Genomic DNA, 21,988 nt, shown 5'->3' with positions numbered 1-21,988 from the left:
TGTTAGTATTTGACCACATCAATTTTCACAGGGCCTAATAAGCCCGATGATTGCAGCGTCCCTTTAGCATCGGGGCCATAAAGCACCTCGGTAGGCCGTGTACCGGCGGGCATCAAAGCATCGCCTATCAGCCGGTTCACCCAGTTGTTAACCACTTTAATCTCCAGCTTATTATCACCGGGTTTGAGCGCATTGGTAATGTCTACAGTATAAGGGGGTGTCCATGCGCCACCCATTTCTACACCGTTCACAAAAACCTTGGCTATAGATCTCGCCATGCCTAAATCTATAATATAGTTTGCGCCCTTGTCTATCTTCCCGGCTTTAAAAGTGGTGCGGTACCATGCCGTGCCTGAATAATATTTAATGCTATCATTCGCGCTCTTAGCCCAATCTGTAAGGGTTTCAAATTTTACGGGCTGCGCAGGGCCGCGCATATTTTTATCAAAACTTACCATCCAAGGCTGGGTGATAGTTATGGTTTTAGAAGCTGGGGGGTAATTCGCTTTGGTGCTATCACCGCCCGTGCCCTGCTTGCGGAATATAACAAACGCGCTCTCTAATGGCGCAAGTTGCATAGGTAAAACCGTTGTGGTTGCAGTTTGATGGTACGATGGCAAACTGCGCATACTACCATCTATCGCATTCCATAACTCAGGGCTGTTGCCTTTAGTACGGAATTCCGCGTCAAATTTTATGGGTGTATCCTTTTGGTTCGATATAAAATAAAGTTCGCCTTCTTTTACCTGGCGGTGGATGAATAACACATCGCTGGTTTTGGTGATCTTCAGGTCGGGCTGCACTTTTATCATCTCCAGCACTTCCTGTAAATTCATATTGCTTATTACCATGCCTTTGCCATAACGGTTAACCCTGGTTGTGGTGCCGTCTATCTTACCCCAAAGTTCAGCTGCCAGATCCTGCACTTGTTTATCTGCAGATGGATAACCCTGCATACTTGGCGAACGCAAGGGCTTAGTACCTAAAACAACCAGTCCCTGTTGCACCAAATCTTTAATTTTAGCCAATAACTCCGGGCGGATGGTTTCTAACTTTGGCAATACCAATACGCTATAGTTTATACCGTTCGGCAAAGCAAGTTTGCCATCTTTTACAAAAGCCTTTTGTTTGATAACTTCGCCGTTTATGTAATCAAACGAGTAGCCTCGTGGCAGTTCAGGGTCGGTTACTCCCGTCATTTTGGGGGCATCCTCGCCAATAAAGTAAGCTACATCGGCAACGTACTGGCCTTGCTGCAGCATCATGTTACAGCGTTTGATGTATTGCAGCAGCACATCCATATCAAAAAACCAGGTATTTAGCCTGTTAAATTCCACACCAAACCAAGATGTTAAACCGGGACCCTTATCGCCCGGTTGCTGTATGTAAACATGCATTAGGGTATTATTGATACCTTCGGTAAAGAAGCGGTCGCCGCGTTTTTTAAACATGGCAGGGTAACGTGCAAATGGTGCGCCCGCCGCCGTAAACGACTCTGCCGATACCTTTATTTTTCCATAAACATGTGCCGATGATGATGCCGCGCGGTTCTCAATATCACCCAGGTCTCCTTCACTCCAAAACTCGCCGCCTATCTCATCCGACTGCCCGCCGTACTGCAAAAACTCGCCCGGGAAACCCCAGTGTCCGTAGTTTTCCAGCCATGTAGTTAATCCATTTTTGTGGCTTATATTCCGCAAGCCGCCAACGTATTTATAAGCCACATCATCTGCTATCAGCCTGCGCAAGTCCCACAAAAACCTGTCGGACATGTCCTGGTTGCCCACTACCTTGCCCTGTAGGGTTGGCAAAAATGGTATCGGGTCGTAATTATAGGCTTGTTTAAATTCAGTAACCAAATTATCCGTCCAGTTTTGGCTGCCGGTTTCGTAGCTGTCTTCCACCACAACTTTCCATGTTTTGCGGTCTTCCGGCGGGATGCGTTTCAGGATCTGCGCCATGTACGCGTTAAAGTGGCTGGCAACATGCTCTTTGCTCATTTTATCTACTTCAAGGCCGCGCCCTTCGGGTGGTGCTGGTGCGTTGGTAACGTTGGTTGGTGTCATCCCCGTACGCTCAATTATCCAGTTACCCGCAGGCACTTTCCAGTTAAATGTGCCGTCTGCCGTCATATATTTGGATACGTCTATAACTTTTGCGGGGTCGATAGCATACTTAGAAACCTCGTTAGGCTGCTGCGGCCATTGATAAGCCGTCCAAAATGGATGCGGGGTAGGCCACATTTTGGCAAGCGACTTTTCCAGGTATTTCTCCACCATTTGCACCGATGACAATTTAATTTCGGTTAAGCCCGAATCGCCACTCACCTTTGTAAATACAATCCTGAAATTAGTAGCCGATGTGGCCGGGATAGAAATTGGCGCAGGCCCATAAGATATAAACCCGGTGTTTAATTCGGGATTGGTACGGTCGATAGAAAAATGGTTAAGCGTTACATAAGCGCCGTTCACTTTTACCTGTACATCGCCTTCCAGGTAAACCCGGCTTTTTGCGGTAGAGATGATAACGCTGCTTACGGTATATGGCTTTTGTGTATTTATATCGATGATTAACGGCTTCCCTGCTTTTAAATTGATGCCGGTTGCTTGGTTTCCGTCAAATAACTTCCCTAATGAATCTACCGCAGGAATGGAGTTCAACGTCGGTTTTAAACTATTGATATCGCCATTATAATCAGCCGCTACCGGGTAGGCAATAACCTTTACATCCTGGAAATTTACATGCGGTTGTACCAATTTTTTGCTGAGCGATAGCGGCCCTTTAACCATCACTTGCGATGATGTTAAGTAGCGCATTGCCTGATGTGGTTTAACCCATGGCCCGCCGGATTGGCTCCAACCGGGGCTATTAAAGATTCCTATTTCGATGTTTAACCGGGTTGCTGTTTTAAGGGTGGTGTGTAGTATATCCCACCACTCGTCCGAAAACATTTTTATTTTTCCGTAAGGCACCTCATCCATCCCAATGTTTCCGATGAAGGCTCGGTTGATGCCCACCTTCTTCATCGCTTCCAGATCCTTTACTACACCTTCTTTTGAAATGTTACCCGAGATCCAGTACCAATAAATACTCGTCTGCACCGAATCGGGGATGGTTGCAAACCCGGTTTCGATAGACTTAAAACTTGATGAATGGTAAAGCGCGGACGTGTTTTGGGCTTTTGAGGCGGTTGCTGCAAGGCATAGCGCTAAAAAGCAAAAGCAGGCATGTTTTAACTTCATTAGGGTTAATATTATAATTATAATATGGGCTGATTGATAAACCAGCACTTTTTTCCACTATCAGACGCTTACAGATTCGTTGGCCGAATAATATTTTAATTCAATGATGTCACTCGGGATCTGTTTGCTATTCCATTCCTTGTGGATAGCTAGGGCTGCACCAACTGCGGATGCCTGCGCCATCGACGCGGCAAAGGTTTCCATGTTTTTAAATGATGTAGCAAGCAAGTGCATGTAAATGCTGTTTTTGCTAAAACCGCCATCTACAAAGATCCTTTTTACAGACGTGCTGTTTAGTAGCAGTTTGGTTGATGCTACCTGCAAATTAACCAGATCTATCACCAATTGATGGTATGCCTCAATATCATTAGCAAATGCCGAAAGATTCCTTGTAGCAAAATTCGATTCCTTTGCAAAGCCTTCGCCCTGCGTTTGCGTATGCTTCTTTTTCAGCTTCGCTATTACATCGGCATCAAACGGGATATTCCTGTATTTGATAACATTCTGGTTAAAATGCGCCGCTACGCGTTTTACCTGCTGCTCGTGCTCTAAACCTGAAAATAAGCGCGATGCTTTTACGTGCTTGCCTTTATACTGAATATAAAACAGGCAGTCTTTATTTAATTCATCAGCAGTTAGCGGCGACTGATTGAAAGGGTTTAAACTGATACACCAGGTACCGGTAGATATCAGGATAAATGGCTCCTGAAAATTTACGAGATAGGGTATCAATGCTGCCGAACTATCATGCAGGCCAACGCCTACTTTATAGTTATTGCCGGGGAATAGTGCCTGCAATGCTTTATCGGCAGCTGCTATAGGCGCAAGTTTTAAGGTAAGCCCTTCGCGTTGGATCCATTCATGGTAGCGGTCGTTCTCAAAATCCCACATGGCGGTATGGCAGCCAATGCTGGTCAAGTCCGAATAGTATTGCCCGGAGAGTAAAAAACTTAGATATTGAGGCAGATGTAAAGAGTACTTGATGCGGTTATAAAGTTCGGGCTGTTCATACTTGATCCTGTATAACTGCAGGCCCGAATTTAAACTCCCCAAAATTGGTGAAGCTGTTTCGGTGCTGAATTTCAACTCGCCACCGTAGGAGTTATAAAAAATTTCGCTTAAAGTTTCCGGGTAGGGTTTAAGGTAATTATATAGCGGCGCTAAAGCCTGCCCACTTTCATCCAAATGCACAAAGCTTGCACCATAGGCCGAAAAATTTACCGCCCGTATTTTAAATTCCTTCAACCTGAATATTTCACTCAACGAATCGAACACCGAAAGGCGCAGGCTTTGCAGGTTTTCGCACACAAAACCATCCTCGTCAACCGTTTCTGTAAACCGTGCCGATTTTTCAAACACGATTTTATAGTCCTGGTCAAACAAGAACAGTTTTTTGTTGGTCTTGCCTACATCAAATACAGCTATAACGGGTGTGGCGCTACTCATAATTTATAAGCCGGTGGCAACGGTGTTTATACCGCGTTCGCTGATCAGGTTCTCTCTTACTTTTAATTTACGGTATGCATTCACCGGATTTAAAGCGCCGCCATTACGCAAAGCTGCTTCAGATACTAAAGCGCGCACATCTGTACGGTAGGCCCTTTGCAAAATCTCTTGCGCCAGCACTACATCATTATTTTTTTGTGCAGCCATTAACGCCTCTTTATCTATAATTAAAGCTTGCGCATAGGCTATCTTGATAGCTTGTACAGATTGCAATAAGTCCTCTATCGGGTCTTTAACATTGTGAGATGCATCTATCATCCAGCCTAAACCGGTAGCATGATCCATGCCGCGGGCGTCCATTCCTTCTACAAGTTCGTTAAATATCAGGAACAATTGGTATGGGTTGATGCTGCCAACCGTAAGGTCGTCATCGCCATATTTAGAGTCGTTGAAGTGGAAACCGGCAAGTTTGTTCTCCATCAGCAATAAAGATACGATCTGTTCGATGTTGGTACCCTGTAAGTGGTGACCAAGATCTACAAGAGTAGCTGCTTTTGGCCCTAATTTAGACGCCAGCAGGTAAGATTGGCCCCAATCGCCAATGGTTGTCGAGTAAAAGTTTGGTTCGTAAGGTTTATACTCTACCCAAACTTTCCAGTCATCAGGCAAAGCCTCATAAATTTCCTGCAAGCTTTCTAATGTATTTTGGAACGCGTTTCGGAAGTTTAGCTGACCGGGAAAATTAGAACCATCAGACAACCAAACGGACAAAGCCTTTGAATTAAGCTGAACTCCGTATTTTATTACTTCGATATTATGCTCAATAGCTTGTTTGCGTACCGCTTTGTCCGTATGATGAAGCGAGCCAAACTTGTAACTATGCATTTGGTCTTTTTGATCCTGGAAGGTATTGGAATTTACGGCATCGAAGTGCAGCCCATGCTGTGCTGCCAATTGCTTTATAGAAGCAGCATTCTCCGGAATATCCCAGGGGATATGCAGCGAGATAGAATTGCTTGACTTATTTAGGGCATTGATCACACCAACATCTTCGATTTTCTCTTCTAAACTCCTTGGTTCGCCACCACCCGAGAAACGTCCGAAACGTGTACCGCCCGTGCCCAGCGCCCAGCTTGGGATAGCTATATTAAATGCGCTTAGCTTTTTTAATACACCTTCTGCATCATTAACATCACCGGCAACATATTCAAGGCTGCGCTGGTGTTTTTTTATATCGGCCTGGTTCAGTTCTTGTAATTTAGCTTGCTCTATCTGCATCTTCTCTCTGGTTATAATTTGGCAAGCCGGTGGTTAGCCGGCTTTGATTTCTATTAGTTTATCGTACAAATGCAGCGGCAACACCACCATCAACATTTATGACGTTACCTGTTGATTTGTTTAACAAGCCGCCTGTTAAAGCAAAGCACGCGTTGGCAATATCGGCAGGTAATATCACCTGGTTAAGTAAGGTACGTTTTGCATAGTAAGCTGGCAATTCTTCCACAGTAACGCCGTAAGCTTTCGCACGGCCTTCGGCCCATCCGCCGGCCCATATATTGCTATCGCTAATAACCGCATCGGGGTTAATTACGTTTACACGGATGCCATCCGGGCCAAGCTCGGCAGCATTTAACCTGCTCAGATGTAGTTGCGCTGCCTTAGCACTACCATAACCGGCATTGTTAGGGCCGCTAACCAAAGCGTTCTTGCTTACTATATTAATAATATCGCCACCAATGGCTTGTTGTTTCATCACGGCCACGGCAGCCTGGGTAACAAAAAACTGGCCTTTCACCAATACATCGTACAGTAGATTCCAATCCTTTTCGGTATGGTCGCCAATGGTTTTAGAGATAGAAAGACCCGCGTTGTTTACGATAAGGTCGACACCACCAAAAGCTAAAATCGCGGCAGCCATAGCTTCCTTAATTTGCGTTTCGTTGGTAACATCTAATGTAGCGGTTGCGCAGGCGTCTTTACCAAATTGCTTTACAAATTCATCGTAAGCGCCGGCTAAACGCTCGGCATTCATGTCATTCAGGATCACCACGGCACCTTCTTCTACAAACTTTTTGGCGATTGCTTTGCCTATACCACCCGCACTACCGGTTACCAAAGCTATACGGCCGGATAATGCCTTTGGCTTTGGCATACGTTGAAGCTTTGCTTCTTCAAGCAACCAATATTCAATATCAAAAGCTTCCTGTCGCGGTAAAGAAGTGTATTCTGATATTGCTTCGGCGCCTTTCATCACGTTAATAGCGTTGATGTAAAATTCGGCTGCTACCCTTGCGGTTTGCTTATCCTTAGCAAAAGTAAACATACCCACGCCCGGGTAAACTATCACCACCGGGTTAGCATCGCGTATAGCAGGGCTGTTTGGGTGCTTGCAGGTGTTATAATAATCCTCATACATTTTGCGGTAATCCTCAAATGCAGGGGTAAGTTTTTCTTTAATGGCGGCAACATCGCTCAGATCCTCGCCCGGTGCAAGTGTTAACACCAGCGGACTGATCTTGGTACGCAAGAAGTGATCGGGGCAGCTGGTCCCCATTGGTGCTAAACGGTTCAGATCATTAGAATTTGTATATTCTAACACCCTTGCATCGTCCGTGTAATGCCCGATCATTTGTGTTTTTGACGAGCAGAAACCACGGAGGATAGGGGCCAATGCAACCGCTTGTTTTTTACGGTCGTCTGCCGGCAGGCTTTCAATTTTTTGACCACCGAACACGCTGCCGTTTTGGGCATAGCTTTGTTCCAGGAACTCGGCACATTTCTCTATCACCTCCAGGGTGTTGATGTAACTTTCGTAAGCGGTATCCCCCCAGGTAAATAACCCGTGCGAACCCAGCATGATGCCACGGATACCAGGATTGCTATCTAAGCATTCTTTGAGCTGCAAACCCAGGTCAAAACCCGGGCGCTGCCAGTCTACCCAGCCAATGGTGCCTTCAAATAGTTCTTCAGTTATTTTTTTACCGTCTTTTGCTGCTGCGATGGCAATTGCAGCATCGGGATGCAGGTGATCTATATGTTTAAAAGGAAGAAAGCCGTGCAAAGGTGTATCTATAGATGGCGCTTTAGAATTAAGGTCAAAAATGCTATGGTTAAACAGCTCCACCATTTCGTCTTCAAACTCGATACCGCGATACACGTTTTTAAGGCTGCGTAAACGGGCTACGTATAAAGCAGCAAGCCCACTTTTTTTAAGGGTGCCTATATCACCGCCAGATCCTTTGATCCACATTACTTCAACCTCTTTACCGGTTAAAGGGTCTTTATCCATAACCTTGCAAGACGTGTTGCCGCCACCATAGTTGGTAAGGCGCAGGTCGGCACCCAGTAAGTTAGAACGGTATATTAACAGGGCTACTTCATCACCGGCCAGTTCGGCCGCGCGGGTGTCATCCCATAGGTAGCTTACATGTTTAAATTGTGTTGTGTTGACAGACATATCTTTACGATTATATTTTATTTTTATTGATAGGTTAATGGTCGCAATATTAATTAACGTTTATTGCCTAACTGTGATACACTGTGTTGACCAGGTAAACCTACCCTGCTACATACAGCTACTACCCTTTTATTGAATTACCGTACCCCACTATCAGCACCGAAATAATAATGGTAACAATACCGGCAAATACTGTAGCCAGCGCTTTTTTACTTACGCCTTTCCATTCTTTAAGCACAAGGCCCCAGATGTTGGCTATTAGTATAATGAATGCCATGTGTAAGATCCACGAACTTGCACCGTTGCCTAAACGACTTTCGCCCATGCCATAGAAAAAGAATTGCAGGAACCACGTGGTACCGGCCAAAGCCGAAAACAAGTAATTGGCTTTTAGCGGTGTTTTTTTATTGGTATAATCGCCAAAGGTTTTGTTACGTGCATTTAATATCATACACCAAATGAAATTGGTAGATAACCCGCCCCAAAGTATCACTACGTAAGTAACATTGTTTTGGAACAGGAACTCACCGCTTGCAGGATGCAAGGCTTTCCATGCAGTATTGGCTTCGTTAGCCATTATCTTACCCGCATCAATCCCAAAAGCGAAACAGGCACTTAATACGCCCGAAACTATAGCTACAAAAATGCCGAGGCCAAATTTATACTCTGTGTTGTTAACGGCAACATCCTTGTCTTTAGCTAACTCGCGTTCTTTCATCACGCCGGCATATCCGCAAATCATTATGCCTAATACACAAACCACAATACCCAGTAAAACCATTTGGCCCCAATGGCTATGCAGCAATGTGGTGATGCTATCTTTACCCTCCTGCGGGAAGAAATCGTAATAGATAGACGGTATTAAAGAACCGAAGACAGAGCAAAGACCCAAAATGATCGTACTCCCTAAAGCAACGCCCAGGTATCTCACACCCAAACCATAGGTAAGGCCACCGATGCCCCAAAGGACACCGAAGAAATAGGTAAGTAATAAAATTTGCCCATTGGTGTGTTTTATAATATCAGCAAAACCGGGGATGGTTAACCATGCAGCAACAGGCGGCACGATAAGCCAGGAAAAAATACCGCCAACGATCCAGAAACTTTCCCACGCCCATCCTTTTACCTTTTTATACGGAATATAAAAACTGCCCGAGGCAAACCCACCTATAAAGTGGAATATGATCCCAAAAATTGCTTGCATGAAATTAGGTTAATTGGTAAATAACTTTGCTAAGCTAATTAACCAAAATTTTATAACTGTTATATACTGTATGGCAGGAGGGATATAATAGTAAAGCCGCTCTACTTTGTGTAAAACGGCTTATGGCCTGTAAATATTTCTATGAAAGGAATTGTAGCACCAACTGTTCCCATTCTTCTTCTAAAGAAATGTTCGGTCGGGTTTGCCGTGCTTTACTATACCAGTAATCGGCATTCCAAATATCACCTTCTTTACGGTGCAGATAGGCATGTACCCAGGCAGATCTCTGATCGCTTAAAGAGTCGACCGCGGCATGTGCCTGTTGCCAATCGCCTTTGCCATCGTACCAAAGGCTTTTTAATTGCACAGATAGTTCGTTATCGGGCTGCTCTAAATTCAATGATGCTTTAAATTCGGTTAAAGTTTTCATGGGCATAACTTTGCAATATTATTAGCTAAAGTATAAAAAAGCCGCTTTACTTTCGTAAAGCGGCTTTGTAGCCAATGCTATTACTTTAAAAACTCATCCAGATAACCAAGGATCGTTTTCGTCTGCATCATAAGGCTCACATGGCTTTGTGCCGGCACAACGGCCAATTGCGATTTTGGCATCGGCGCCAGGTCTGCAGAGATACCGCCGCCCAATAACTGGTATGTTTTCATCAATTCTACCTTATCCAGGCCATCATTATCGCCCGAGATAAGCAATACTGGTGCCGTGATCCGGGCAATATTGGCGTCGCCCATGTCAAACGGCGTAGCTGCAAAAGCCAACATCTGTTCTATGAACTTCGTCCATTTCGTTTTATCGGGTGCTACAGCATCGTATGCCGCTTTCATCGGGCTGTTATCAAACATTGCAGGTTTCATATTTTTAAATACACCTGCTATTTGGGGGATCCAGCCGGTGCTTTTATAAGCGGCAGAAATGATAACTAATTTTTTTAATCTTTTAGGGCTTTGTATAGCAAACTGGTAAGCCACAGAGCCGCCCATACTGTACCCAACTACATCGGCGCTGTCAACTTTCAGGTGATCCATCACACCAACTACATCGCTTGCTAAGGTAGCTTGAGATAATTTTCGGTCTGAGTAAGGTGTATGCCCGTGCCCCTGCAATTCAATAGCTATTACCTTCCTCGTTTTTGACAACTCGGGGATGAGTTGCCCCCAGTTCCCCTCGATAGTCATAAATGCACCGTGCAATAAAACGATTGGCCGGCCCTCCCCATATATTTCGTAATAAACCTTAATGCCATTAACGGGTGCATAGCCACTGGTAGTAGGTTTACTTTGCTGCGCTTTAGATTGAAATGCGGTTACAGATAGTAAGGCAACTATTAACATTGGGGTAAGGATATTAATGCCCTTAAATATTCTTTTCATGATAGTATTTAAATTGTGTTTAATTCTATTTACAATACAAATATCGAAATCATATAAGGTTATAATGCTGTGTAAAAACGACCGATTAAGGGGCGGTTTGCGACAATCCCAATAACAAAGCCGCCCTACTTTCGTAAAGGGGCTTTGTAGGTTTAAATTATATGGAGATAAGTTATTTAGCCGTTTTGGATAAACGAAACGCGGCAAGCAAATAATAAAAAGCACCAAATGCGGCGTATCCGGCCAGGCTTGTTATCCCTTTTGTTGGGTCGTACGCTAACAAAATAAAGGATGTGCCGCCAAGCATGGACTGGGCACCGCTGATGATCATAGGCCACTGCCCGCCTAAAGATTTGCGACGGCGTAAGCCTAATATTAGCTGGATCAATCCTGTTCCAATTGCCCAGATACCAAAAACTATCAATGCTTCGGGAACTCCTTTTTGCAAAGCGAGGCCCACCGCGATGGTTGTTATTGTACTGATGGCGGCATTTACATATTGTGGTATTTTGGATGAGCTATTGTTATTGGCGCGAATATCGAGTAAAGTGCAAAGTACGTCCCAAGCCGGGTAAATTATGAGCAATACGTATGCTGCCGTTGTAGATGTTTTGGCAAAAAGGGCTATAAGAATTACCCAAATTACAGAAAAGCCTGCACGGGTAAAGTAAAGTTTACGTAACGACTTTGCAGTTTCAACGGCTTGGACGTTTGCTGCATTAGATTGAGAACTTAATGTCATGATAAATTTTTTAGGTGATTTGATGGTTCAAAGTTCTGTAGTATTGCCCAACAGGTTTTTCACTTAAGTGAAAATGCGGATAGAAGATTACGTTGTAATTACAGTGTGTACCAGGTAGTAATATTACTTATTAAATATGCGCATAATTTACTGTGCCGTTATGAAAAGCTTTTGTGTTAACTTAAGTTAAAATTCAAGTCTTTAAGAATACCGAATTTTGATGCGTTTTAATTATTGAGCCGTATTATCAAATACAATTTATATCATGACCGATAGAACCGATATCCTATCTCAGCACTTGAGAGATTTTGCCCTGTTGAGCGATAAAGACATTGGCGACAGCCAGCCGTTTTGGAAATCGCGAAAGATCAACAAAGGAGATTTTTTTAACATGCAAAGCATGGTTTGTAACGATCTGGGGCTGATCGTTAAAGGCATATTCCGTATCTATTATCGCACCCCTAATACAAAGGACGATAAGAACATTTTCTTTTTCTCAGAAAATCAGTTTGTAGTTTCTTTCAGGAGTTTTGTATCGCGCGACCCATGCTGGTATTTTATAGAGGCGATGGAAGATTCAGAAATTTGCTTTATCTCTTACAAAGATCTTAATGGCCTTTATGATAGCCACCCAAATTGGGGGAAGTTTGGCAGATTATTGGCGGAATTATTTTTCACGATTGCACAAACACGCACAGAGGAATTTATTTTTTTCTCGCACGAACAACGCTACCTGCGGCTCCTGGAAGAACACCCGGATATTGTGGGGCGCATCCCGGCTTATCATATCTCATCTTACCTCGGTATCACAAACCCATCATTAAGCCGGATCAGGAAACGTATTGAGCGTAAAAAGGCTGAGTAAGTACACCAGGAAACAAACCATAATATCATATTTAGATCTGTAATTATGTAACTATCTAAAATTCCTTCCCTTATAAAAAACTTTTTCTTGTTTATGTACTTTCTGTTCGCCTTTGTTACCACCATGATGTGGTTTGGTTGTTTCATCTGCTCTTGCCAAAGTTAAAAGTGGCAGATTATCTTCGTTGCTTTGTGTTAATTTCCGTAGCAGGCTATTCAAGTTAAAGCATTTATTAGCTACCACATGGATCACTTCGCCTTCGATCTGTAATTTGCCCTGCACCATAAATAACCGGGACTGGATTATCTCTTTACGATATTGATCAAATAATCTTTCCCAAACTACAATATTGGCCGCGCCTGTTTCGTCTTCAAGAGTCATAAATAATACGCCTTTGGCCGTACCCGGGCGTTGGCGAACGGTTATTAAACCCGTTACGCTTACAGGGTCGCCGTCTTTCATATTTTTCAAGTCGGCAATTTTTGTGTTGTGCAGCAAAACCAGTTTTTCACGTACCAAAGCAACAGGATGATTTTTTAGCGATAACCCGGTGGAAGAATAATCTTGAACTACATGCTCACCTTCTGTCATTAAGGGCAATTGTATCTGCACTTCTTTTACACTTTCTGATGGGGTACCTTCAAATAGCGCCATTGGCCTATCGCCTAAAGCAGATACTTCCCACAAAGCTTTACGGCGATTTAAACCTAATGAATCAAAGGCATCGGCATCGGCCAGTATCTCTAAAGCCGCTTCAGAAACACCAGCAGTGCGCAATTGATCTATATTACTATATAGTTTTTTGCGCGCCGATATAAGTACTTGCATATCGGCTTCACGCAGGCCTTTTATCTGGCGGAAACCTAACCTTACTACATAAAATTTGCCGTTTTTTTCTTCTAAAATATTATCCCAAAAAGAATAGTTTACATCTACAGGCGCAACCTTAACATGATGGTCAATAGCATCGCGTACTATTTGTGCCGGCTGATAAAACCCCATTGGCTGACTATTGAGCAAGGCCGCGCAAAACACATCGGGATAATAACATTTTAGCCATGATGATATATAAACCAATAAGGCGAATGATGCCGCATGGCTTTCAGGGAAACCATAGCCCTCAAAACCCTGTAACTGCTTAAATATGCGCCTGGCAAAATCTTCTTCATACCCTTTCTTCATCATCCCATCTACCAGTTTTTTTTCATACAGCCCTAACTTGCCGTTGGCTTTAAAACTGGCCATGCTTCGCCTTAATTCGTCAGCTTCGGCGGGGGTAAAGCCACCGGCAACAATAGCAATTTCCATTGCCTGCTCCTGGAATAATGGCACACCCAATGTGCGTCTCAAAACCTCTTCCAATTCTGGTTTGGGATACTCCGGGATTTCTTCACCATTACGCCTGCGCAAGTATGGGTGCACCATATCGCCCTGTATAGGGCCCGGGCGAACAATGGCTACTTCAATCACCAGGTCATAAAAACACTGAGGCTTGAGCCTGGGCAACATGGACATTTGCGCCCGGCTCTCGATCTGGAACACGCCAATGGTATCTGCATGGCAGATCATCTCATATACCTTGGGGTCATCCTGCGGCACATTAGCTAAAGTTAGTTTTTCACCATAGTGCTGTTGCACCATATCAAATGCCTTGCGGATCATGGTGAGCATCCCTAAACCTAACACATCTACCTTGAGGATCCCTAATGCTTCCAGGTCGTCTTTGTTCCACTCCAGTTGGGTGCGGTTTTCCATCCGGGCATTCATTACCGGGCAAAGGTCTGATAGCTTATTATCAGTAATTACGAAACCACCCGTATGCTGCCCTAACTGCCTGGGAAACCCCATTAATTGTGTAGTTAATTCCAATACTTTATAAATAAGCGGATCATGCGGGTTTAGCCCTTGTTCGCGCAAGCGCTTTTCATCAAAACCCTCTTCGCTAAAATCCCAAATGGTAGCCCCCACACGTTTTATGGTATCTTCTGATAAACCCATTGCTTTGCCCGCATCGCGGATAGCGCCCCGATGACGTTCCTGGGTTACTGTAGCCACAATGGCGGCGTGCTCCCGGCCGTAATCCTCATAAATATACTGGATGATCTCCTCGCGCCGTTCATGCTCAAAATCCACATCAATATCCGGCCACTCTTCGCGGGCATCAGACATAAAACGGGAAAATAACAAACGGGATTTCATAGGGTCGACCGCTGTTATTGCCAGGCAATAACAAACAGTTGAGTTAGCAGCCGAACCACGCCCCTGGTGCAGGATGCCCAATTCTTCGGCCTTTTGGGTATATTTATATACCCGCAAAAAATAGGGCGCCAACTTCCGCTTTTCTATAAAGGCCAGTTCAAATTCGATCTGATCGGAAACTTTCTTTGGTACCTCTCTGCCATAACGCTCATGGGCGCCGGCCCTGGTATATTTGGTTAGGCGTTCTTGTGGTGTTAATCCATCAATTATTTTTTCTTCCGGTTCAATATATTTTAACGTATCTAATGAAAACCGGCAGGCATTTGCAATTGCTAATGCGTTTTCTATAGCTTCAGGATATTGCCGGAACAAGCGATGCAATTCATCAATAGGTTTAATAAACCTTTCGGCATTGGCATGCAGCTTAAAACCGGCTGTATGTATGGTGCATTTCTCGCGGATGCAGGTTAAAATATCCTGTAGCTCGCGCCGGGCAGCTTCATGATAATGCACATCACCTACGGCTACCATAGGTATGCCCGATTTTGATAATCGTGCTAATCTTTTTGCATCATCGCCGCTGTAAGAACGGGCGGCAGCTATGTATATAGATTCGCCAAATTCAGCTTTATACTCCTTTATATCTTTCTTAAACCCGTCATCATAATCAAACCTTGCGTTTAATTCGTCAGGTGGGATGATGATGAATTGAATACCTTGCTTATGTGCATAAACATCTGCTTTATACAAATAGCATTCTCCCTTTTCGGCCCGTAAATTACCAACCGTTAATAATGCTGAAAGCCTGCCGTAAGCATCACGGTCAGTTGGGTAAGCCAATAAACTTGGGCCATCTAACAGGTCTACCCGGCAGGCGGGTATAAATTTAAATTCAGGTTTAAGCTTCTTAGCTACTACATGGGCGCGGACAATACCCGCAAGGCTATTGCGGTCAACAATGGCGATGGCATCATAGCCGCAAGCAGCGGCCTGCTCAACCAGTTCTTCCGGGTGCGACCCACCCCGCAGGAAGCTAAAATTTGATGTGGCTTGTAATTCGGCGTATCTCATGGCTATGCAAAAAAACCATGTAAATACCATTGCGGTGTATCATGGTAATGCCCCAGCCTAAACAGCCAGTAACGTTGCCCTTCCGCATCTTCAACGGCGTAATAATCCCGGTGCAAGCCTTTATCCTGCCACCATTCGCGCTCGATACGTTCGGGGCCATCAGCTTTTTCAACTATATGCCGCTTACCTTTATAAGTAAAAACTTTTGGTGGATAATCGGGCAACAGCGCCATTACTTCTACAGGTTCGGGGCGTTGCAACAGGCGCAATGGCCGGGGCCTGTCGGTCCTCCATTTGGTTGTTGGTGTGTCTGATAGAGATGTAGTTTGTTTAATCGAACGCTCGGGCCAGTAATTTTCTGAGGGTAAGCAGCGATAGATCGCTTTAGCCCCAACTTTACCGGCTAACTTATCTAACAGCTCTGCCAAAGCTTTATCCTGCAGGCCGGGCTTACCCGCCCATAGTTTTTCCTGCACCAAGTCAATGTCTTCTACTTTGGGCGCTTCTAACAAAAACAACTCGATACCTAAAGCGGGTTCTATTTTACTAACCTGTAATTCAAAAAGTTTAAACAAGTGCGAAATACTATGCGAGCCGCGATTGGTACTGATACTTGCCTGCACCATTTTACCATCGATACGATAACACTTAAGTGTTGCTTTACGAAGCCCCTTACCTTCTGATTGTAGCCGCGTACACAGGCCTTCCAATAATTTTGAAATTGCTATTTCAATAGCTTTAGCTGTTCTTACCGGCTCAAGGCAGGGCAACCGTTCTGTATAAGGCACCGGTGGTATAAGCGGAATAAATGGTTCGTCCTCAATACCCAATGCCTGCGCCAGCTTTAATAGAAAGCCGTCACCAAATCGCCTTCGCAGTACGGTGCGTGGTATCTGCATAAAACTTTTAATGGTAGCCAAACCCAATTTTTGTAGTTTTTGAAGCACATTGTTCTCTAACCGTAAAGCTATTGGCGGCAAGTTAAGTAATGCCTGCGCCTGTGTGCCACTCTCTATAATAGGTGTAGTTTTTCCGTAATGTGCAACAGCCCAGGCAGCCCCAATAGTATCGGCAATGGCAGCCCTTGCATCATAGCCTGATGACCGCAGCTTGTTAACTATCTCTTTTAAATAACCGCGTTCGCCCCCCCATAAATGTGCACAGCCAGATATATCAAGCATTAAACTATTCGGCAGGTTAACAGTTACGATGGGTGTGTACCTAATGCACCACAATCCCAATTGCCTAAGTAGTTTAGCTTCTTTACCCGGCAAGTTATCCAATACCTGTAAATTGGCAGTAATGGCTTTGGCATCAGCAGCGGCCATACCCGGGTAAATACCCTGGGTTTCGGCAACCGCATTAGCAGCTGTGATCACCATGCGGTTACGTTCGGTCGCGGCGAAAACAAAAGGCACATCCTTTAATTCCGGCTTCTGAAGTGTTAGCCAATCTGTCGTCAAATAACGAAACCATATTACCATGTAACGCTTTTGCATGGCTCATCCTACTTTTTGTATTTGATGTGCCAATACCTTTTCTTCAATTGGCGTGAACCCGCTATCTGACCATTCGACAATCCAATTACCCGGCTTACCATTACGCACACGTAACAATTCAACCTGCCAGCGGGGGAAACCTAAGCCCGGCAAACCATCTATAGGTTCACTTGCCAAAGGTTTGATCTGCCAACGTGCAGCACAAGCTGTCGACCCCATTTTATTTGACCGGTTACGAAGGATAAACCCTGTTACGCCGCTTTTTTCTACGGCCAGTTGCAACCGCCTCGATTGCTTAAAATCAACCTCAGATAATTCGCCTACAACCGCCGTTAATCCTATACATTTCAAGGCTTCTTCCATCACCCATAACACATCTTTCTCTTTACAAAGGTGTATAAAAATTATTCTGTCGGGCTCAACCTCAAATAATTTAAGGGCCGTTGGATATACATTTCCGGATAGGCTGATCCATAAACAAGCCCCTCCATTTTGCAGCAATACCGATAGTAACCCAGTTATAAAACCACTGGAAGCAGTAGCCTGTTCCATATTAGCACAAACCATTTCGTGTACGGCCCGCATTGGGAAAATCCCATTTGGAAAATGTGCCTCAATAGTATTTAAACCAAATGGCTTTCTTTCGCCAAACGAGGGCGGCTTATAACCTTCCCATTGCAAAATATTTTTTTGCAGATTATTAATCAACTCTCTTTTAGCATCGGCCATTACAAATAATTATCATTACAAATCTATGCTAATATTTTTAGCAATTCATAGTAATAATTACAAATTATTTTTTCACTTTTGTTTGTGATGATAAACAATGCTTATTTAATTAATGATGCACGGGCTTGGGTAAAACGTAAAAACGGCCCTGATGAAGTGGTACGCATTATTTTAGATCTGGAAAGCAGGGATGCGGCACTGTGCTATCTGTTATATACGGCTTACGATAAAGAGCCCGATTACCTTGGCAGGATATTATTTGATATAGAAGGCTACTGGATCTATGATGGGGAAACATTAACTATAAACGAGCAGGAGCAGGTGGCGAAGTTTATTATAAACTACGTTGAAACGGTTTTCATATGATCATAATCCCGGATGAAGTACGTTTATCATGTCTCTGTTAACCCATAAAGCTTTATTCGCGTGGTAAATATTTTAATATAAAACGGTAAATTTCCGGCTACTTAATTTAACAATTCGTGAATAAATTATCTGTTCTCTTTTTCGCTCTATTTATATTAAATGGCGCGATGTCCTACAGGCAACTACTTACAAACCATCCGGTTTGACCCCTAATGTTGATACTATTCAACTGGCCGACCCAACCATTTTTGCCGATAAGGGTTTCTACTACCTGTACGGTACTGGCAGCAAAGACGGCTTTTTAGTTTACCGCTCTACAGACCTTAAAAATTGGGGAAATCCCGTTGGAAAACGCAGTGGCCATGCCTTCTTTAAGGGCGATAGTTACGGCACCAAAGGTTTTTGGGCGCCCCAGGTATTTAAACAAGGCACAAAATATTACATGGCTTACACCGCCGACGAACATATTGCCATTGCGCAAAGCGATAGCCCGCTTGGGCCATTTACTCAAAAAAAAATCGGGTGTATTTCTGGCGTGGGTAAACAAATAGATCCGTTTGTTTTTATGGATACCGATGGCAGCCTGTACCTTTACCATGTACGCCTGCAAAACGGCAATCGTATTTTTGTAGCACGCTTAAAAACCGACTTATCTGATATAGACACCGCCACCGCAAAAGAATGCCTGCATGCCGAACTGCCATGGGAAAATACCGAAAATTCGGGATGGCCGGTTTCTGAAGGGCCAACGGTGTTGAAGCATCAAAACCGATACTACCTGTTTTATTCGGCCAATGACTTTCATAATATCGATTATGCTGTAGGTTATGCAACCGCCACTTCGCCATTCGGCCCGTGGACCAAGACTGCAGACAGCCCCATCATCAGCCGAAAAAATACCGGGATTAACGGAACCGGACACGGCGATTTCTTTATCGGTAGCAAGGGGGCGCTTTATTACGTATTGCATACTCACAAGAGCAACAGCCAGGTAGCAAGCCGCAAAACGGCAATTATAAAAGCAAAATTCACAAAAGGGAACCCTTCAAAAATGGTGGTAGATGCTAAAAGTTTCCACTATCTGTTATCAAGATAATTCGAGTCGGCGCTTACATGCGAAAGCAAACATTAAAAAAACGGGATGGCAAATTTGCCATCCCGTTTTTTAATAATAGAACCGACCTATCTATTTAGCCAGTTCGGGATTGTATAACTTCATGTGCTCTTCATGGAGTTTTTCTACAGGCATTTTAATGAATTTACGATCGTAGGTTATAAACCCGTTTACTTCACCCTCCACATCAGTGGTTTGAGTGTAAACAGCTGCTGATAACCCTTCTTTGATTAGTTGCTGCAACCTGTTGGTGAATGTAATGTACTTTTTCAACACATCTTCTCCATTTTTAAAATTCTGGTAACCCCAGTTTTTATTGGCCTGCCAGTTGTGGCCTTCAACAGGCCAGCCTAAACCACCAAACTCACCTAAAACAACCGCAGTGTTTTTACCGAACAGGTCTGGCCTTGGCATTGCCGGGTTAGGGTAGTTATGCAGATCTACAATATGGCCGGTAGTGTAAAAATTACCTCCGCTTGCACTATTTATCAATCGGGAAGGATCATTTTTCATGGTCCACTCAGCTATTTCGACAGTTTTAAATTGACCCCATGCCTCGTTAAACGGCGTCCAAACAACTATACATGGGTAGTTATGAAGCGATTTCATGATGGCGGCCCACTCCTTGCGGTAGTAACCTTCAGATTCGGCCGTGCGGGGTTTATCAGTAGCGCGATCTAACACACCCGGGCGGTTCTCCCAGCCGTTACCCAAGTCGCCGCTTGGCATATCCTGCCAGAGCAACATACCCATTTTATCGCAATAAGTGTAGTACCGGGCAGGCTCCACCTTAATGTGCTTACGGATCATGTTAAAACCCATTGCTTTCAACTGGTCTATATCGTAGACCATCGCCTCCTCTGTTGGCGCGGTGTATAAACCATCTGGCCACCAACCCTGGTCAAGCGGGCCGTATTGGAAAACAAATTTATTGTTCAGCAACATGCGTTGTACCCCATGCGCATCAGGACCTAACGAGATTTTGCGCATTGCAAAATAACTTTTCACCTCGTCTATCATTTTACCGTTGCGAATTACCGCCACTTTAAGATCGTACAGGAAAGGATCGGTAGTTGACCATAGCTTTTGGTTAGCGATGGTTAATACGGCTGTAGCGTTTGCATCAACGGTTTTCTCATCAACAACTACTTTACCGTCAAACGCAGTTACTTTTAACTTATCGCCTGGTTGGCTGTTAGCCACCTCGGCAGATATAGTGAGTGATTTATCATCAATGTTAGGAGTTTGGTTGGTGGCATCAATATGCGTTTTTGCTACGCCCTCTAACCATACCGTTTGCCAAATGCCGGTAACAGGGGTGTACCAGATACCTTCGGGAGTTTTAACCTGCTTGCCGCGTGGCTGCGGGCCATCGTCAGTAGGGTCCCAAACAGTAACTTTTATTTCTTGCTGGCCGCTTTTTAAATACGGGGTGATATTGAACGAAAAAGGGTCAAAGCCACCCTCGTGCACACCTGCACTTTTACCATTCACAAAAACCTCGGCACGCCAATCAACTGCGCCAAAGTGCAGCAATAAATCTTTACCCTTAAGGCCCTTGTTTAACGTCACCGTTGTTTTGTAGAACAAAAGGCTATCTTTACCTACAGTTTTACTTACACCAGATATTGCCGACTCTACGGCGAACGGCACCAATATTTTACCTGCATAAGCTGCGGGTTGTTTTTCTGTTTTCGGGGTGATGGCATAATCCCAAAGTCCGTTAAGATTTTGCCAGTTGCCGCGCACCATTTGCGGGCGCGGGTACTCCGGTAATGGTGCTTTAGGGTTAACCTTTTCTGCCCAAGGGGTAGTTATCCTGGTTTTAATGAGGTGCCAATTGCTTTGCTGTGCATTTACGGTTAACGCAAAACATGCCAGGGAAAGGCTAATTGCAAGTCTTTTCATGTGTAAAATGTTTAAGAAAATAGAAAAATGGGGCCACGGTCCATGGCCCCTAATTATTAGAATGTAACTTTTACCAAAGGAGAGAAGACAAGATCCTCTACCCCTGCTATCTTAATCCCAACACGTGCAAAAACATAGTTTTGCGTAGGTGATATGGTGGGGATGTTTACTGCCATGGTAATATTATTAAGGCTCGTTATAGCGCTACCTTGAAGGTCAGTTACGCCGATTTGATCGGCACCCGATACGAATTGGGTTTTGTTGATAAACAAGCTAACCTTTTCAATATCCTTAGCATTAACGTCAGTTATTACTTTTTCGATATTAAAGGTTGCGTTTACTTTTCCTGCTGCCGCTGTAAGAACAGCGCTACGAACCATATAATACGGCGTAACGTCAATATCAAGCGTTTGGTCGCCGCTTACTTTTACGGCTAAGGTATCGCGTTTACCTGCACTCAGTTCTTTCCATCTGAAAGGGCCCTGGTTAGCAGGAATCGTAAACTTGTAATCGCCTGCAAAAAGCAATGTAGAATATGAGCCGTCCTGGCCAAACGCGCCGCTGATAGGGCCGGTTTTACCGAAGCCCGGCTGATAAAGCTCAAACGGCACCCTGTTATATTCTACATTAACAGGTTCGCCGTTGTAAACCAAATGCCCTTTTAAGCTAACCGATGGGGCAGCATAATTATCCTTTTTACAGCCGTAAGCTGTAAAAAGGGATAACAATAATATAATGTAGTGAAATTTTATTTTCATGA

Annotated in this window: 16 protein-coding genes; 3 read left to right on the top strand and 13 right to left on the bottom strand. The window is 44.1% G+C overall.

Features of this window, described 5'->3' with window-relative positions; all coding sequences use genetic code 11:
* Positions 1 to 2: 2 nt before the first annotated feature.
* The 8 genes from ABIB39_RS04215 to ABIB39_RS04180 all read right to left on the bottom strand — a co-directional run bounded on the left by ABIB39_RS04215 (position 3) and on the right by ABIB39_RS04180 (position 11,477).
* A complete protein-coding gene (locus ABIB39_RS04215) occupies positions 3 to 3,242 on the bottom strand; it encodes a glycosyl hydrolase (protein ID WP_354427583.1) in 3,240 nt (1,079 codons plus the stop codon).
* Positions 3,243 to 3,302: 60 nt separating this feature from the next.
* On the bottom strand, positions 3,303 to 4,688 hold the full coding sequence (locus tag ABIB39_RS04210; protein ID WP_354427581.1) for an FGGY-family carbohydrate kinase: 1,386 nt from the start codon (positions 4,686 to 4,688) through the stop codon (positions 3,303 to 3,305).
* 3 nt (positions 4,689 to 4,691) lie between these two features.
* Complete coding sequence (locus tag ABIB39_RS04205) at positions 4,692 to 5,966, bottom strand: sugar isomerase (protein ID WP_354427580.1); 1,275 nt, start codon at positions 5,964 to 5,966, stop codon at positions 4,692 to 4,694.
* 58 nt (positions 5,967 to 6,024) lie between these two features.
* Positions 6,025 to 8,145, bottom strand: coding sequence for a bifunctional aldolase/short-chain dehydrogenase (locus ABIB39_RS04200; RefSeq protein WP_354427578.1), 2,121 nt, complete (start codon positions 8,143 to 8,145; stop codon positions 6,025 to 6,027).
* Positions 8,146 to 8,266: 121 nt separating this feature from the next.
* Positions 8,267 to 9,349 (bottom strand): L-rhamnose/proton symporter RhaT, encoded by a 1,083-nt coding sequence (gene rhaT / locus ABIB39_RS04195; RefSeq protein ID WP_354427576.1) that lies wholly within the window; start codon positions 9,347 to 9,349, stop codon positions 8,267 to 8,269.
* Positions 9,350 to 9,488: 139 nt separating this feature from the next.
* Positions 9,489 to 9,779 (bottom strand): hypothetical protein, encoded by a 291-nt coding sequence (locus ABIB39_RS04190; protein WP_354427575.1) that lies wholly within the window; start codon positions 9,777 to 9,779, stop codon positions 9,489 to 9,491.
* Between the two features lie 80 nt (positions 9,780 to 9,859).
* The gene (locus tag ABIB39_RS04185; protein WP_354427573.1) at positions 9,860 to 10,735 is read right to left on the bottom strand and encodes an alpha/beta fold hydrolase; all 876 of its coding nucleotides are present in this window, start codon (positions 10,733 to 10,735) and stop codon (positions 9,860 to 9,862) included.
* Between the two features lie 172 nt (positions 10,736 to 10,907).
* Positions 10,908 to 11,477: a hypothetical protein gene (locus ABIB39_RS04180; RefSeq protein WP_354427571.1), complete on the bottom strand. Its 570-nt coding sequence runs from the start codon at positions 11,475 to 11,477 to the stop codon at positions 10,908 to 10,910.
* 265 nt (positions 11,478 to 11,742) lie between these two features.
* Here ABIB39_RS04180 and ABIB39_RS04175 point away from each other — a divergent pair, with 265 nt between their 5' ends.
* Positions 11,743 to 12,342 (top strand): Crp/Fnr family transcriptional regulator, encoded by a 600-nt coding sequence (locus tag ABIB39_RS04175; RefSeq protein ID WP_354427570.1) that lies wholly within the window; start codon positions 11,743 to 11,745, stop codon positions 12,340 to 12,342.
* 51 nt (positions 12,343 to 12,393) lie between these two features.
* On the opposite strand, the gene ABIB39_RS04170 is transcribed toward ABIB39_RS04175, so the two are convergent.
* The 3 genes from ABIB39_RS04170 to ABIB39_RS04160 are packed head-to-tail and all read right to left on the bottom strand — an operon-like array spanning position 12,394 to position 17,840.
* A complete protein-coding gene (locus tag ABIB39_RS04170; protein ID WP_354427569.1) occupies positions 12,394 to 15,612 on the bottom strand; it encodes an error-prone DNA polymerase in 3,219 nt (1,072 codons plus the stop codon).
* A gap of 2 nt (positions 15,613 to 15,614) precedes the next feature.
* The gene (locus ABIB39_RS04165; RefSeq protein WP_354427567.1) at positions 15,615 to 17,111 is read right to left on the bottom strand and encodes a Y-family DNA polymerase; all 1,497 of its coding nucleotides are present in this window, start codon (positions 17,109 to 17,111) and stop codon (positions 15,615 to 15,617) included.
* Positions 17,112 to 17,114: 3 nt separating this feature from the next.
* Positions 17,115 to 17,840 (bottom strand): ImuA family protein, encoded by a 726-nt coding sequence (locus tag ABIB39_RS04160; protein WP_354427565.1) that lies wholly within the window; start codon positions 17,838 to 17,840, stop codon positions 17,115 to 17,117.
* Between the two features lie 87 nt (positions 17,841 to 17,927).
* Here ABIB39_RS04160 and ABIB39_RS04155 point away from each other — a divergent pair, with 87 nt between their 5' ends.
* Both ABIB39_RS04155 and ABIB39_RS04150 read left to right on the top strand, forming a co-directional pair.
* Complete coding sequence (locus tag ABIB39_RS04155) at positions 17,928 to 18,206, top strand: hypothetical protein (protein WP_354427564.1); 279 nt, start codon at positions 17,928 to 17,930, stop codon at positions 18,204 to 18,206.
* 202 nt (positions 18,207 to 18,408) lie between these two features.
* Positions 18,409 to 19,302, top strand: a complete 894-nt coding sequence (locus tag ABIB39_RS04150; RefSeq protein WP_354427562.1) for a glycoside hydrolase family 43 protein — start codon at positions 18,409 to 18,411, stop codon at positions 19,300 to 19,302.
* A 90-nt stretch (positions 19,303 to 19,392) separates the two neighbouring features.
* Here ABIB39_RS04150 and ABIB39_RS04145 read toward each other — a convergent pair whose 3' ends face one another.
* Positions 19,393 to 21,228, bottom strand: coding sequence for a glycoside hydrolase family 2 protein (locus tag ABIB39_RS04145; protein ID WP_354427561.1), 1,836 nt, complete (start codon positions 21,226 to 21,228; stop codon positions 19,393 to 19,395).
* A 56-nt stretch (positions 21,229 to 21,284) separates the two neighbouring features.
* Positions 21,285 to 21,986 (bottom strand): DUF3823 domain-containing protein, encoded by a 702-nt coding sequence (locus ABIB39_RS04140; protein ID WP_354427560.1) that lies wholly within the window; start codon positions 21,984 to 21,986, stop codon positions 21,285 to 21,287.
* Positions 21,987 to 21,988 lie beyond the last annotated feature (2 nt).

Source organism: Mucilaginibacter sp. UYP27 (assembly GCF_040547175.1).
In the GTDB taxonomy this organism is placed as follows: Bacteria; Bacteroidota; Bacteroidia; order Sphingobacteriales; family Sphingobacteriaceae; genus Mucilaginibacter.
Note: the sequence above shows the minus strand (reverse complement) of the source record. Positions and strands in the feature narration are given on the sequence as shown.

What these genes read in the sequence shown, in the direction of transcription:
- ABIB39_RS04215 (WP_354427583.1), bottom strand. Translation starts at nt 3,242, where the DNA reads ATGAAGTTAAAACATGCCTGCTTTTGCTTTTTAGCGCTATGCCTTGCA.
- ABIB39_RS04210 (WP_354427581.1), bottom strand. Translation starts at nt 4,688, where the DNA reads ATGAGTAGCGCCACACCCGTTATAGCTGTATTTGATGTAGGCAAGACC.
- ABIB39_RS04205 (WP_354427580.1), bottom strand. Translation starts at nt 5,966, where the DNA reads ATGCAGATAGAGCAAGCTAAATTACAAGAACTGAACCAGGCCGATATA.
- ABIB39_RS04200 (WP_354427578.1), bottom strand. Translation starts at nt 8,145, where the DNA reads ATGTCTGTCAACACAACACAATTTAAACATGTAAGCTACCTATGGGAT.
- rhaT (WP_354427576.1), bottom strand. Translation starts at nt 9,349, where the DNA reads ATGCAAGCAATTTTTGGGATCATATTCCACTTTATAGGTGGGTTTGCC.
- ABIB39_RS04190 (WP_354427575.1), bottom strand. Translation starts at nt 9,779, where the DNA reads ATGAAAACTTTAACCGAATTTAAAGCATCATTGAATTTAGAGCAGCCC.
- ABIB39_RS04185 (WP_354427573.1), bottom strand. Translation starts at nt 10,735, where the DNA reads ATGAAAAGAATATTTAAGGGCATTAATATCCTTACCCCAATGTTAATA.
- ABIB39_RS04180 (WP_354427571.1), bottom strand. Translation starts at nt 11,477, where the DNA reads ATGACATTAAGTTCTCAATCTAATGCAGCAAACGTCCAAGCCGTTGAA.
- ABIB39_RS04175 (WP_354427570.1), top strand. Translation starts at nt 11,743, where the DNA reads ATGACCGATAGAACCGATATCCTATCTCAGCACTTGAGAGATTTTGCC.
- ABIB39_RS04170 (WP_354427569.1), bottom strand. Translation starts at nt 15,612, where the DNA reads ATGAGATACGCCGAATTACAAGCCACATCAAATTTTAGCTTCCTGCGG.
- ABIB39_RS04165 (WP_354427567.1), bottom strand. Translation starts at nt 17,111, where the DNA reads ATGCAAAAGCGTTACATGGTAATATGGTTTCGTTATTTGACGACAGAT.
- ABIB39_RS04160 (WP_354427565.1), bottom strand. Translation starts at nt 17,840, where the DNA reads ATGGCCGATGCTAAAAGAGAGTTGATTAATAATCTGCAAAAAAATATT.
- ABIB39_RS04155 (WP_354427564.1), top strand. Translation starts at nt 17,928, where the DNA reads ATGATAAACAATGCTTATTTAATTAATGATGCACGGGCTTGGGTAAAA.
- ABIB39_RS04145 (WP_354427561.1), bottom strand. Translation starts at nt 21,228, where the DNA reads ATGAAAAGACTTGCAATTAGCCTTTCCCTGGCATGTTTTGCGTTAACC.
- ABIB39_RS04140 (WP_354427560.1), bottom strand. Translation starts at nt 21,986, where the DNA reads ATGAAAATAAAATTTCACTACATTATATTATTGTTATCCCTTTTTACA.